The organism is Haloprofundus sp. MHR1, from assembly GCF_005155585.1.
GTDB lineage: Archaea > Halobacteriota > Halobacteria > Halobacteriales > Haloferacaceae > Haloprofundus > Haloprofundus halophilus.
This window is the reverse complement of record NZ_CP039833.1, coordinates 77223-91370: the sequence shown is the minus strand read 5'-3', so window position 1 is coordinate 91370 and position 14148 is coordinate 77223. Positions and strand designations below refer to the sequence as shown.

The window sequence follows — 14148 nt, the reverse complement described above, 5'->3', positions numbered from 1 at the left end:
CGCTTTCCTATGTGGAAGCTAACCCGCTTGGGACCCCGGAGTTAGCTCACCAACGTCAGCTTTCATCCGCAACGCGATTTGTTTTGAGATTCCATCGATAGCAACGAGTTCATCTATCGTTGCTTTCTGCACCTCTGTTACTGAGGTTAATCCAGCATCGTAGAGAACCGACGCTTCAGTCTCTGTTACGCCACTAATCCTAGTAAGTTCGGCAACTACGTCATCTCTCGACAACTCCGAACTAAGCTCGATGCGCTCAGCCAGATCGAGGGCGCTCTCCCACGTCCCAAACCGAGTTTCTACCGTTGAAACAGACATCGAACCTTGATCATTCATCTCGGCCTTGCTCGGGTATTGACCGAGTGTCCTCGTCAGTTCGGCGATTGACTCAAGGATATCGACACGAGTGTATTTGCGTCGATTTCTGGAAGCCCAGTCGACCGGTTCCAAGTTGGCTGCACGAAGAACATCCTCCCACGAGCCGAACATCTCTACATACTCGTCTGAGGGGTACCTCCCACAGGCGTCGACGAACTCTTCTCGCGGGGATTCTCCGATGGTCACCGCCAGTTCTTGGAGTTCATCAACGAGCTTGGTGCGGCTCGCTCCAGAAATGTCGTACCCAGACCGTTCGATAGCGTTTCGCAACTCTATGAGACGGCTTTCCGTCTCACGGTGTCTTTCCTCGAGATCAGCGGCATTTTGCAGCTGTGAATCACCGATTATTTCCTTGGCCATATCGAGCGAGTCGCGAGCGGTCATCCAGCTCTCGTTAGCTGCACTTGCGTCCTCGATATCGAGTTGCTGGTTGCCCTTCGAGATGAGTTGACTTGCTCTGTCGAGATGGTGGGCAGCCTCCGACGAGCGGCGCTTTCGATACGTTTCGAGAGACGACTCGGCACTCGACCTGTACTCACGGAGCGTTTCTAGGCGTTGCTCGATTTCCCATTGTTCCGCTAAGTCGGATCTCTGAGCCCACTGTTCGGCGTCGGATAGATGTTCTACTGCTTCGGTGAATCCTTTCGCTGCGTCATCGTACGCGTTGGTTTCGAGGTCGTCAATGGCTCGAGCAACTGCTTTCTCAGCGAGTTCCATCGAGCTCCAACAAATCCTGAAATGCTTCCGTCGGAGCGCGTCGGAGCGCTCACTTTCCAAACGGCGGGATAACTGTCTGACCTGTTTTCGGCTATCGCTTCGGTCGACTTCTCCGACAAGTTCAATCGCCGCATTTAGCTCTTGTTTCGCGTGCCCAAAGTGTCCACTCGAACTTTGATACGAGCCCTCTTTACTCGCTTCGACGCCAGCTTCGATCTGCTCTTCGACCGATTCGATCAACGAGTCGAATTCTAGTGAGTTTCGATGCCGTTCAACTAACTCTTCGGTCTCCTCGGCTTGGTTCGCCAAGTGCTCCAACCGTTCTTGTGCTGCTCCGCCGACACTCTCGACAATGGGTTGAACCGTTTCGATGGTACTGGCTGCCGACTCAAGATGATCACCTGAAGCTTCAATGTTGATCGCGGTCGTATCCTCACCGAGCCCATTGATTGCGTGCTCGATATCACGCTCTGCTTCATCGAGTCGTTTTTCGATCTTCTGTGTCTCGAGTTCAGCGTGTATCTGATTGTCCAGTCTGTCGAGCTTTTCTCTACGGCGCTCGATTGGTTGAGTCCATTCGTGTTCGCTCAACTGCGTGGTAATTTGGTTTGCCGCATCGAGGTGTTTCCCACCGCGATTCACGTGGTCGAGAGCAGAGGTGAAATTTCCATCTTGAATCGCTGATTCGATAATTCCGATCCGCTCGTCACAGGCAGTAATCGAAGAGAGAAGTCGTATAGACTGATTTACGCGCGTCAACTGGTTACGGAGTTCGTCGACTTGTGTGGAAAGTTCCACTTCAAACTCGTTCTCTACGAGCGAGCGCAGTTTGTTCTCTACTTCATCAGTAATCTGCTCTGCCTTTTGTAACTCAGATTCTGTCTCCTCGTCTTTTCCCTCTTGAAGGCTCGTACGCGCTTTGACAACTGCGTCCTCAGCCTTTTCTAGTAGACTAATACTCTCATCGTGAAGGCAGACCCAGTCGTTTAGCTTCGAATACTTCGTGTGTGCCTTCCTGTGTTGAACTTTCAGGAAATTTTCGACTAGAGACTCAGCAGAACGGCGGAGACGTCGCTCTGTTTTCTCTCCAATCCGAGGGATATGAGAGAGAGAATTGGCCTCGACGATGTCTACTGGCGACTCGATGCCGTGGTCACGTAGTGAGTCTGCTCGCTGTTCCCCAATACCATCTATGTCAGTTAGTGTGGGTTGGGGTATCGGCGAGCCAAGGAAGTCGATATCATTGTAGGTGATGTCTTTCGACTCTGCGAGATCGACGGCCTGCTCGATGTTTTTCGTTGCCTCCTGGTACGTCTCACACGCGTTTTGAGCTGACCGGGACAGGAGTTCGTCCCCCTCCTGTATTTGAATGTAGCCGACTGTCAGCGCTGTTTGGAAGTAGTTACGCCAATATTTCGATGATACCGCTTCGACGGGCGCTAAGGCGTTTCCAGAGGACGATGTAGCAGTGAGAGTTGCTGATGAGAGATCCTCTATTGCGGATTCGAGTGTGCGATATATCTCTAATGCTGAATCGAAGTTTTCAGCCTCGTACTCATCTTCAGCAGCGTCCAGTTTTTCCTCGACAGGTTCGATTGAGCTAGATAGCGTTTCCCACTCAGCAGCCCCATTCTCAACCTGTGTCCGCAATTCATCGATAGCTACAAGGTGAGATTTGGCTTCCGCTCGGAGCCTCTCTGATCTTACCTCATTTACGAGTGATTGGTACGTCTGTTCAAGCGATTCAACACGGACTGTTGCGCTCTCCGCTGCACCTCTATCGAGGTCGTCGTCGATATTCTCCCGTTCTTGTGCCAAGTGTTCCTTTGCCGCAGTTTCGACCGACACTATCGCCTGTTTCCGTCGATGCGTTACCCATCCGAACGAGATGAGTACTCCAAGCAGAATATACGAACCAGAATTGGTCGACGCCAGAGCTGTAGCCTGTTTAAAATCCCAGAGTATGGCACAGACAGTCGCCACAAGTAGCAGTAATACTCCGGCTTTCAGTAATCGTGACCGGCGGTTCCACCGCGTAAACCGCCTAACTTCGCCTTCGATTTGTGAACTCATTTTGATGACCTCGCATCGAATGCGTCCTCGTTGTTGTCGATGACATGTTTGGAGAGGGCTTTCTTGACCGCCATCTGAGCGAACTCGCTGGACGATACTCCGGTTGACGCGAGCGCGACTCGCAGTACTGAACAGAGTACTGGGTTAATTTCGACGGCGCTCAAGAAGTCTGTGTCCGAATCAGATTCACTGGCACCTATCTTCGCAATCTCAATTTCTTCGAGTCCTTCTCGAATGGCCTGCTCAATGAATCGACTATCGTGACCGATAGAGGCGTTCCCCTCAACGTGCTCTGAAACGGCCTTCAAGAGAGTCATCGGAAGTTCAATCTTAGAATCACTGTGACTCGAAACGTAGTTCGTCCTGTTCGATGGTTGTGTGCCAGACGTGAGCTGAGGGTCCATTTTGAGGAGAACTGACTCCTCGCTTCCGCGGATCTCTTCACAGATGTTACGAAGTCGTTCTCGAGCGTCTTCGTTCGTCGGCCAGGAGTAGGAATCCGATCCAAGAATCCCGTGTGCTCCGTGCTGTTCGAGTTGGTAGAGTGACTCGTCGACACCCACTTCCATCGTCTCGAACCCCGGTCGGGCGTCGAACGATTCTCCCCAACTGACGAGCTGACTCGCCATGTCGAGCAATTCCTGTCCGTCCTCTTTGAGGAGTACTGCGTCCTCCTCTGTAGGAATCCCGACAACGTGGTAAAAGGTCGCTCGTTTGTCGCCATCAGGGTTTCTGAGGATTCGACCAATTCGTTGGACGAGCGAGTGGCTAAGGCGACCGCTTGAACGGTTGATCCCGACGTCTGCGGTTTTGATGTCGACACCCTCTCCGAGTGTGGAGGCGGTTCCGATAATCACACCCACCTCCCGCTTCTCGTCGAACGACTCGATTGCCTCAAGCGGATCGCCATCGTAACTATCGAGGTCGACCACGAGATCGTCGAAGTTTTCGTTCAGTTCTCTGCGCAGTCCTGAAACGACGGTTTCGATCTCATCCCCGGAGTTGAGGAGGACTACGCATTTGTGGTCATGAACGTGGTTTAGCGTGATAGACGTGATCGCAGAGAGCGTCGGCGAGAGATTGTACTTTGTCAACCCCCGAGACTTGGTTGCAGCAGAGAACTTCCGGAACTCGTCGTTGCGCTCCTTCACTTCTCGACCGTATCGAGATTGCGTAATAGACCGTGCCTCAGAGAGCGAATTGAAAGACAACTGGTCATCAGCTACGTCTTCGAGAACTGACGCTGCTGATCCGTCGGAGTACTGGTCATAACCGGTACGATACTGCTCTGTCACCTCGGCGAGCGTTGATTGGCCTTCGAACGGGACAATTCTGACGTGCCAATCACACTGAGGGATAATCCCGACACGCTGGCCGTCTCGGAGCGAGAACTCGAACAGTTTCGGTATCTGACGTCGCTCAAGTGTGTTACTGTTCTTCTCGTTGAGCGACCCCGAGAGCGCCAGCAAATGACCACTCATCTGGTCCAAGAGAGCGCCGAAGCCGCTCCCTCCTACGTAGTGGTGCGTCTCGTCGAGGACGACGAGGTCAGCATCGGGGACATCTCTTTCTAACAACCGATTTGGCGTCCAGAAATGCACCTCTCCCCACGAATAGCGAGCCGTGTATTCTCCGTCGCTAGCTGACGCCTCTTTCGGGATATTGAGATGCCGGTCGAACTCTCGCTTCCACTGGTCGAGGATGACCGACCGGTGTGCGACGACGACCACGGTTGCATCACTGTCTGTGTCTGGACGGAGATTCTTTCGCGTGAGATCGGTATCATTCGGATGTAAGTCCCCGAAGTGATGTGCGATGGTTGCAAGGCCGAGGAACGTCTTCCCAGTTGCAGTCGCCATGTCGACGTATCCTCGACAGCCGGAGTCAAGCCATTCGGCGAGTGCCTCTCGTTGGTGCTCCCAGAGTGCGGTCACCATCTTCGGTTGTTCAAGTAGCTGTAGGAGGCTTTCTCCCGACCGTCGACTCTCTTCTGAGATTTCTACTAACGCATCTACAAACGCATCGCTCCGCGGACGACAGAAGAGTTCAGCCATGAGGTCGGTTACGGCTGCTCCTTCCGGAAGACGAATCCGCTCGAAGTCTGTATAGTCGAAATTCTGGTCGGCAACTGCCCCAATCATCGCCTTGTTCAGTACAGCCTCCACCGCTCGGCTCGTCGAAGTGTAGTTCGTATGTTGTGAGGTCTCAATATCCCGTTTTAGGCCATTGAGTGCCCACATGACGATTCCGAGATCACGACCAGATACACTTCCAACAGGGAGGCTCGTCTCCGAACGTTGCCTTCCGGTTGTCCGTGCCAGCCCGCGTCGATAGAGAGTCCCCGTCTCAATTGAGAAGTCGCCCTTCGTAAGATTGGTGTCGCCAATCGTTATACCTTCCATCACCAACGTCGCCGACTCATCAATGTACGAGGGCCATTGTGCTTTGGGCATTCCTCTGAGCCACTCATCTTGAAAGATTTCGCGCGGTGTTTTCTGGCCAGTACTGGCGTCTGCTATCTTATCGATATTCATCCAACCCCTCCCCTATTGCTTCCTTAGAACGGTCGCATGCGACAGATGAGGTATGAACCGTGCCACACCTACTCATTCACGTATGATATTCATATCATCCTATAACAATGTATCGGTTATATATCAGTTAGTGGGATAATTAGAGTAGTTTGGCCAGGAAAACTCACGTAGAGAATAGCCGTGGTGTTAGTCTCCGCCGAAATTAGTCGAACCGTGAGCGAACTTCGACGATGTGAATGGTATGCCGAGACTCGGTACCGTACGTAATTCGGTTGCTCTTGAGGTCAAACTCTACGTGTCCATTCTGATACCCGCGACGTTCGATCTCGCGGAGCTTGTCTCGGTCGCCGATCTCCCAGCAGAGGATCTTTCCTACACTCTCGAGCGGTTTGTCTTCTTCAAAGTGATCAGTGAGCTTCAGATGCACCGAGCTCCCGTAGAGACGACCGTTCTGTTCCACGAGTGCGTTTACGTCCGCACCGAGGTCAAAGTCTTCAACGGTGATTGTCGGCTTCGCTCCTTCTCTGTTTGACCGTTCTAGACCAAGGATGACTTCGGATTGATTCGTTGCTTCGAAACGGCCACGTTCGGTTACCGCTTTTTTCCGTTCTTCCACGGACTTTTGTTGAGTCGATGCCTTCCGATTCAACTCTGCAACTCGTCGCTGTTCGAGATACCCCTTAAACCATGGATCAGCGGCAATCTTCGACAGGAAGTAGTTAAGTTCCTTTTCGATCGCTTGGTAGATGGCGCTTGACTTGTTACGAATCTTCTCTCGGTTCGCAGAGAGTTCTATGTCCTGGGAGTTCGCGATGAATAGGAAGTGAATAAACTCGTTATCGTGCGATATTGCCTCGTTGAGCCGTTCGACCTTGATATGGTCTTTAGCGAGCCAGATCCCGAATTGCGCGGAGTGTCGACCGTACGTCGGAAGCTCATCTCTGGCATCCTTACCCCCAACCATTCCGACGACCTCTAATTCAGTTTTCTCACCGTTATCCGCCTCTATCTGGAGGGTTTTCGGCCCATAATGCTTGCACATCCGAGCTTCCGGGAACGGTTCCTCACCGGGATCGAGTTGTTCCTCCGGGAACTCAAGCTTGTTGTTCGTGACTAATCTCTCTCGCGAGTCGTCAATCCCGTTGTCGAGCCTTACGGTGATTTCAATCTCACGGAACTGCTCTGGATGGAAGTGATACTTCGTCGATCCAGCTAATGTCTTCCACTTGAGGTAGTGTTCAATTTTATTGTATGTTAGTGACTCAGGAGCGAAACCGCGGCCAGATTTGAAACCAGTTACCTTGATACGCGTACCATCATTACCCGGACGCGTCGCTGACTCAGTAACCTCGTACTCAGGGAGCTCTCGGTTGTTGAGTGTTTCCCACGGCTCGTCCATCACTGCGTGGAGGTTTTTCCCCTCATGGGCCGTGTCGACGATGATTTGGTTACTCTTGTAGAGAATCTTTGTTCCGTGCCCCTTGTATCCAATTGAGTCGTGTTCAGGGTCACTCTTCGTCGAATTGCCGAGGTCGAAGAACGATTCGAGATCCGACTCAGACATACCTCGACCGTTATCCTCGATGATGATCTCTGACTCCTGAGCACGGCTCTTAATACTGATTTCTACCTCCGTCGCCCCAGCGTCGTAACTGTTCGAAAGCGCTTCACGAATAACTTCGAGCGGGTCCTCGAAGTCGCTCGCAATCTCCAAAAACTCGTTCACTTCGTTGACTTTCGGTCGCTTCCTCGTCTGTCTCTCTGGAGTTGTTTCCTGCATGTTAGAAGTACCCGCCGAGTGATTCGTTTACAACGCGGTGTGCGAACAGCCGCATTGATTTGTTCTGTCCGAGTGTCGATTCGAGATATTCGATAAGGTCGTCTGTTCCCGGTGAGCGGATGCAGTCCCTAATATAGGCCACCTCACGTTTCTGGATGATGAGATTGTGCATCGCCACAGGACCGAGTTCGTCTTTTCTGTACTCGGCATTGCCTTTCATTCGACTTACCAGCTCCTCGTTGGAACAAACTGGACAGCCGCACTCGCCGAAATTCACCTCGTCGATGGACTTCGACTCGGTCAATGAGGTAGCGTACTTACCGTTAATCGCAGAGTGGAGGTACGAGGATGAGTCGAATGAGTCTGCGCCGACCGCTGCTAAGAGGGGAATTGCACTCGACGAGATTCCCAGTACGTGGAGCGGTAAGTCGTCGAATCCCCAGTCTTCGAGTATTGACCGGCAGTCCTGTATCGCGTCTATGAGGCGACCCTTGTTGTCCTTGAGCGGAACGAGGCTACCCAACGCCACACCATCGAACTCATCGTGTACTCGCGAAGAACCGACGATATCGTCGATCTCCCCCAGAAAGGTATCAAGCATCGAGTAGTTGTGTCCGTGGAGCGTCAGGAAACGCGCGCTCGTCGTTCCTTCTGAGAGGTCGAGAAATTCGACGACGTTCTCTGCGGTCTGTCGGGCCTTCTCGACCCTGGTTTCGTAGTCGTCGTCCGGTGCGATTGGGCGGTCTAAGTTGACGATGATATCGCCGCCCATCCGCTGTTGAATCTCGAAGATTTTCGCTTGATCAATCTCGACTTCGAAGTTGCTGCCATCGAGTTCGTATCCGCCGAGGAATTTGAATCCTCCAGAATCTAAAAACAAGGTCCCATTGAACTCCTCGAAGACCTCACGTTCTTTGACCGGCTCTGCGACGTAGTCTTCGTACCGCTCTCGAGAGATATTGTAATCGGTGAGTGAACCGACAGAGGTCATGACGCCATCGAAGTACTCGCTGTAGTCATCCCCACCGATTACGTCGTCGCCAGTCATGAACTCCTTCATCGTCCGATGGATTCCGCCACCATAGAGACTTCGTGCTAACCCTCCAGCGTAGAAATTCACCACGGGGAGGAGATTAGGGGTCTCGAGTTCGGTATCCTTTATTCGAAGAGTACCTGCCCGAGCATCTCCAACTGTGGAATCGACTTCGAAACTAGCGACTTTGGTTTCTGGAATGTCAAATGACATTCAAGCAGACACCTTGAGAGCAGTATCGTCACCACGGATGACTCGCTTGAGAACCTGCCCCTTGTACCCAATTCCATCTCCTTTGATGAACTCGGTGGTGACGTCGAGTCCCCGGTCGAAGCCCTCGATTGCTGCCCTGTATTCGCGCCCCATATTGACGATAATGCGGTCGTATTCTTCATCAGTAATAAGCCTCCTGAGTTCGGCGACGACTTTTGGTCGCAGTTCTTCAGCGCGTTTTGTATCCATTCGTCGATCGTAGTAACTAATCTGATCGTCTGGTTGAAGAAGTCCGTGCTCAGCCGAGAGGATTCGTAACTCCATGTCAGACCGCCATTCGTCCTCTCTTATCGACTTTTTGATTATTTTGTAGAAGTATCCGGAGTACAATTCCAATGCAGGGTGCCTTCCTGGGGCCTCTACCTTCGAATTTGAGCAAGATTGGACCAATAGTAAAGACATTAACTGGTCTCTCTTCGCCGAGGCCTTATTCTTTACTACCAAAGATTCGTCTTCACTAGCTTGAAAGGCCAGCCCCACTCGAAATTCTCAGTAATCGCATAGTGCTGGGGTTGTTGACTACGTGGCAGGTGAATAGTTAGTTCGGCACGTCCGCAGAAACTGCGCTAACCAGGAACTCGGTAGAGAACACTGGTGTCAGCTAAAAGCTAAAGTAAAGTGGTAAATGCAAGGACCGGTTTGGTTGTACCAGATGACCGGGAGTCAACAAAAGAAGTTGACCATTGACGTGATCTCGGAGGACGGTAAGCGTCTAAGTGATGTTTTCATTTCCGTGGTTTCTGGGGAGTACGCGGACCACGAAAGGAGTAGGGACGGTAGTGTAACCTTCGTTCACGAATTCAAATCACCCGTAGAAGTGACTGTCCACCACTGCGAGTACGTACCGCGGACGAAAGCCGTCAACGTGTCCCCAAAACACCTACGGCAGAGTGTACGTTTATCTGACCTGACGTACAATCTACCCCAAGGAGAGATATGACACGGTGTCCCGAACACGTAGCCACGACGAAGGTGTGAACAAGTACATCCAGGATGCGAATCAATCGCTTGAGTCAGTCTCTAAAGCCCACGAAGACCCGAACGAAGTGTATCGCTCAGTTCTCAATGCACATAGTTCGCTCTGTACTGCGCTCAACTCACTCAGCTCGAGCGCGCCTAGTAATGATGGAACCTCACGTCGGCGCATCGATTCACTGAAAAAGGATATTGAAGGGTTGGAACAGTACGCTGAACTCATCGCTGCCGACGAACGAGTGCTCGTGGAATTGACGGAGCAATCTAGTGATTCGACTGATCCACTATCAGAAAGCGACATCGTTCAGATTCGTGATTTCCTGGATGATATTCGCGATCTACCTGCTGTGGGCCAGACGAAGGGGTTGCGCGAGGAATCTTTCGATCAGTTTTCGCACCACCTTCGAACCTTGCTACGCAAATACGAAGACCACGAGCCATCTCAAGACGAGCTTCTTTCTCACGTGGAGCAACTTGCTAACCAGCTCAACCGTATTCCATCACACGAGGATATGAGACTCGAAGGAAGGTATAATCTCAACACCTATTACGATCACTTCGGTTCGTGGTCGGGCGTCGTCAAAGCGACGGATATTGGACATTATGAGGCGTTCCTTGATGATCTCCGATCGGTTAGCGAGAAATTAGGAAGACGACCTACTTCCGCTGAATACGGCGTTCATGGAGAGTACACACTCAGCCGGCTAGAACGAGCTTTCGGAACATGGACGAGAGCTTTAGAGGCATCTCGGGTCGATTCGGCGACGAACGAAGACCTCTGTAATGCGATTGAGAAGTTGGCCGAGGAACGTGGGCGTGTTCCGACTGCTCGTCAGATGGACCAACATGGCCTCTACAATTCCCAACTCTATGCAGACCGATTCGGAAATTGGCTGGCAGCCATAGAAGAGACGAGCCTCGACTATCGGTCGGACGTAATTGGCGATTTAGAAGCTGTCGCGAAGTCGTTGGGCCGTCCACCGACGACGACAGAGATGGATAAACACGGGACCTACTCGTCGGGCGATGTCTACAACCACTTCGGTTCCTGGGAAGAAGCGAAGGAAGCGATTGAAGTGCCAGAACCACAAGAGAAAGGTTCGACTGAGAGGCGTGATGAGATTCTCACATCTCTCGAAAAGCTGGCCGACACAGTCGGTAGAGTTCCGAACGGATCTCATATGGAGGAGCATGGAGAATACGAGCAACACGAGGTCACCAACGAATTTGGCAGCTGGTACGAGGCAATTGTGGCTACAGACCTCAATCCAGAGTCGGACCTCATAAAGGATGTCCGCGAAGTCGCTAAGAAAGTCGGAACTCCTCCAACGCTTGGTCAACAATCTACGTATGGAAGATACACTCCTCAAGACGTTTACCGGTACTGTGACTCCTGGCCAGAACTGAAGACAGCAGCGGGAGTTTCGGCACAGTCAGAGGTCGATGCTCTTCTACAAGCTGGCGACACTGAATCTCCAGAGGAGCCTAGTTCGCATTCAGTCTCGCCATCCGAACTCGCTGAACGATACGAGGAATTTTGGCAACTCAGCCGGGCAGTGCATGGGCTCGTAGAACACGTCGATCCAGAAAATACAGATTCGCTGATGTGTCAGTGGCGAGACCTTCTATCGCAGTTCCTCTCGTCAGGGTTGGAGGGATGGGAAGAGGGGTACGGGCCCCAACAGTCGGATCGATCAGAGGTTAGCATGAAGGAGTATCGAGCTACGTATGGCGACGGTGACTCTGTGACCGAGTTTCAGGTAATCGAAACAGCGGTAGTCGACCCAGTTATTGGAAATCTCCTCGAAAGCCTCGACAAAGTCGATGCGGGACGGTCGCTTCGTGTACCTGTGATCCCCGATACCGCTGAACCACTCGCAGTGTTCGTTGAGACAGAACACGAACTTACACGCGCCAAGAAAGCCCTCGCTAAGTTCCCCGAGCGCCCATCAGTAGACGGATGGGAGTGGGTCGATGAGGGTGATGTGACACCCCGAGACGGTGACTCACAGGACACGTCGAACTCATCTGGAGATAGGTCCACACAAGCGGTCTCAGAACTCTGTGCCGTCGGTGGTATCGAAGAGGGAGAGGCCGAATCTCTCATTGCTGCTGGCTTTGAATCAGTTGCAGACCTGAAACATGCGACACTCGATGAACTCGTTCGAGTAGACGGAATTTCAGAAGGTCTAGCTTTCAGAATGAAAGCAGACGTTGGAGGTGTATAGTCGACGGACCGACCGATAACGCAAAGCAAAGCGACTAACAACCTACGCTGAATAACCAAGGAAAGCGATGTCTGTCTTTCGTGTCGAGGAGGAGGGTGACGATGGGTACGGGAGACTCGGGACTCTTGACCTCCCCTCTTACTCCGTCGATACACCTGCTCTGTTTCCCGTTATCAATCTCATCGGAGGGACAACGAAGGCATCTGGCGGTGTATGGCGTCGAATGCGTGAACGACTCATCTCTGCGGATCGTCTCCAAGGCGTTATGTTTCAAGCCATGAGCTTCACGGATTATGGCGTCTCTCCTGACAATCTAAACAACTTCTGGCGAACCGAAACATTCCACGAAAAATACGAGAGCCTGAATGCCCCGGTTTTCATTGATTCTGGTGGATTCAAGCTTATGAACTCCGATACGTTCGGTGCAGCACCGTCAGAGGGCGGTGCAGAGAACGAGTGGGGACTGTACACGAATCCAGAAAGTATCCTCGGCCTCCAAATTGACTTTGGTGCCGACATCGTTGCAACGCTCGACTATCCCGTTCCGCCGAACCTGAACGCTGAAGAGCGCGAAGAACGGATGTGGAAGAGCATCGAGAGTTCGATACGCTGTCTCCAATTACTCGATAATCCTGACCAGTTCGACACCGACACGCTCCTCAATCCGACTGTGGCCGAGCGAATCCAGACTGGGGGTTTCGATCCCACAAAGGGTGGTCAAGAGAGGCCCGGTGTCTACATCGCCATCCACGGACACGATGACGAGTGGGTCAGTTGGTACGTTCAGAAATTTATCGAACGGGTCGAAGAAGAGGGCCTCGAAGACTCGTTCGAGGGATTCGCGATCGGATCGCTCGTTCCCCTCCGAAGTAGTATTGATATCTTGGTCAACATAGTCAATGGTGCAAAACAAGCGATAAAACAGAAAGGGCTCGACGACGACGTCGGTCTTCACGTATTCGGTATCGGTGGGAAACAGGTCGGGCTACTTTCGCTGCTCGGTGCGGATTCGTTCGACTGTTCGAGCCACATGCAGACCGCGATGTACAAGAAGTACCTCGTTCCGGACACGTGGGAACACGTCAAACTCGACGATCTCGAGGCGTATCTCGAGGAAGGAGAATTCCCCTGTGCACTCGAGAACTGTCCGTTGTGTAGTGGTGAGTACAATGTCGATTATACCCTCCTGAACGAGGAGCTCAACCTCAACCTCGATTATCACGAACGCGAAGCTCGAAAGGAGAATGACGAATGGATCAAAAGCGACTACTACGCACTCCTTGCCGGCCACAATTTCGAGGTCTACAACGACGAGTTACAGCGTGTCCGGGATGCGATATCAGATGGACGACTCCTCGAGTACGTCGTCGGACTCGCTCGCGAACATTCCGACATCGCTAAAGGACTAAAACAGGCACAGGTACAGGACCCAACAAATCAACTCACAAAGGACCTTCGAGAAATTGGCGCAGAGGATCTTATACCAGGGCCTGGGCTGAAGACCGATCAGAAGCGGCTCACCGAATGGGGCGGTGGCGTAGAAGACCTGGAGATGACTCAGACGATTTCGCTCAAGCACCGGCCAAGCGATTTCGATATTCTTCAGATGAGGTACGAGCCACCGAAGAACAAAGACGTACTCCTCATGATTCCGTGCAGTCAAGTTAAGCCGTACTCAGAATCGCGGACGCATTCCGTCCTCTGGGACAAGTTAGGGAGCCAGTCGGACCGCATACACAAGGTGACTGTTTCGGGGATGTACGGTCCAGTTCCTCAGGAGATGGAGCAACGGGACCCCGTTCTTGAGTACGAGTACGTGCTGGCGAACGAAGACACGAGACAGCGTGAGCTCGTGACGAAGCGAGTGACGCAATATCTCGAGACGCACGGTGATGCGTACGACTATATCGTCGGGTATGTGGCGAGCTCAAACTACCGACAGGTAATCGAAGACGGGTTCGAGGCGTACGGTCGAGGTGAAATTTTCCCCCGCGACCCCCGTGCACTTCAACTGACAGAACACTTCCGCAACGAGAATATTCAGCAGCTCATTGACTATCTCCAAGAACATCCAGCTGCTTCGTCCTCCGACATCGAGTCTTCGAAGATACTAGATTAGTCCACTCTAGTCAGACCTGAATAAAGGGTTTCTACAGA

Annotated in this window: 7 protein-coding genes; 2 read left to right on the top strand and 5 right to left on the bottom strand. The window is 52.1% G+C overall.

The genetic code is table 11. The features are described from left to right. Window positions 1–18 precede the first annotated feature (18 nt). The 5 genes from FCF25_RS00330 to yaaA form a co-directional block, all read right to left on the bottom strand. The gene (locus tag FCF25_RS00330) at window positions 19–3168 is read right to left on the bottom strand and encodes a homing endonuclease associated repeat-containing protein (RefSeq protein ID WP_137046919.1); all 3150 of its coding nucleotides are present in this window, start codon (window positions 3166–3168) and stop codon (window positions 19–21) included. Then, on the bottom strand, window positions 3165–5702 hold the full coding sequence (locus FCF25_RS00325) for a DEAD/DEAH box helicase (RefSeq protein WP_137046918.1): 2538 nt from the start codon (window positions 5700–5702) through the stop codon (window positions 3165–3167). The genes FCF25_RS00330 and FCF25_RS00325 overlap by 4 nt, the downstream gene beginning before the upstream one ends. A gap of 202 nt (window positions 5703–5904) precedes the next feature. Then, complete coding sequence (locus FCF25_RS00320; protein ID WP_137046917.1) at window positions 5905–7482, bottom strand: ATP-binding protein; 1578 nt, start codon at window positions 7480–7482, stop codon at window positions 5905–5907. Window position 7483: 1 nt separating this feature from the next. Further along, on the bottom strand, window positions 7484–8542 hold the full coding sequence (locus FCF25_RS00315; protein ID WP_343192889.1) for a tRNA-guanine transglycosylase: 1059 nt from the start codon (window positions 8540–8542) through the stop codon (window positions 7484–7486). Between the two features lie 186 nt (window positions 8543–8728). Continuing rightward, entirely contained in the window at window positions 8729–9190 is a 462-nt protein-coding gene (yaaA, locus tag FCF25_RS00310) for a peroxide stress protein YaaA (protein WP_254425893.1), read from the bottom strand. Between the two features lie 572 nt (window positions 9191–9762). Between yaaA and FCF25_RS00305 the strand changes: the two genes are divergently transcribed. Further along, on the top strand, window positions 9763–11991 hold the full coding sequence (locus FCF25_RS00305) for a homing endonuclease associated repeat-containing protein (protein WP_137046915.1): 2229 nt from the start codon (window positions 9763–9765) through the stop codon (window positions 11989–11991). Window positions 11992–12058: 67 nt separating this feature from the next. Beyond that, a complete protein-coding gene (locus FCF25_RS00300; RefSeq protein WP_168191180.1) occupies window positions 12059–14110 on the top strand; it encodes a DUF5591 domain-containing protein in 2052 nt (683 codons plus the stop codon). Window positions 14111–14148 lie beyond the last annotated feature (38 nt).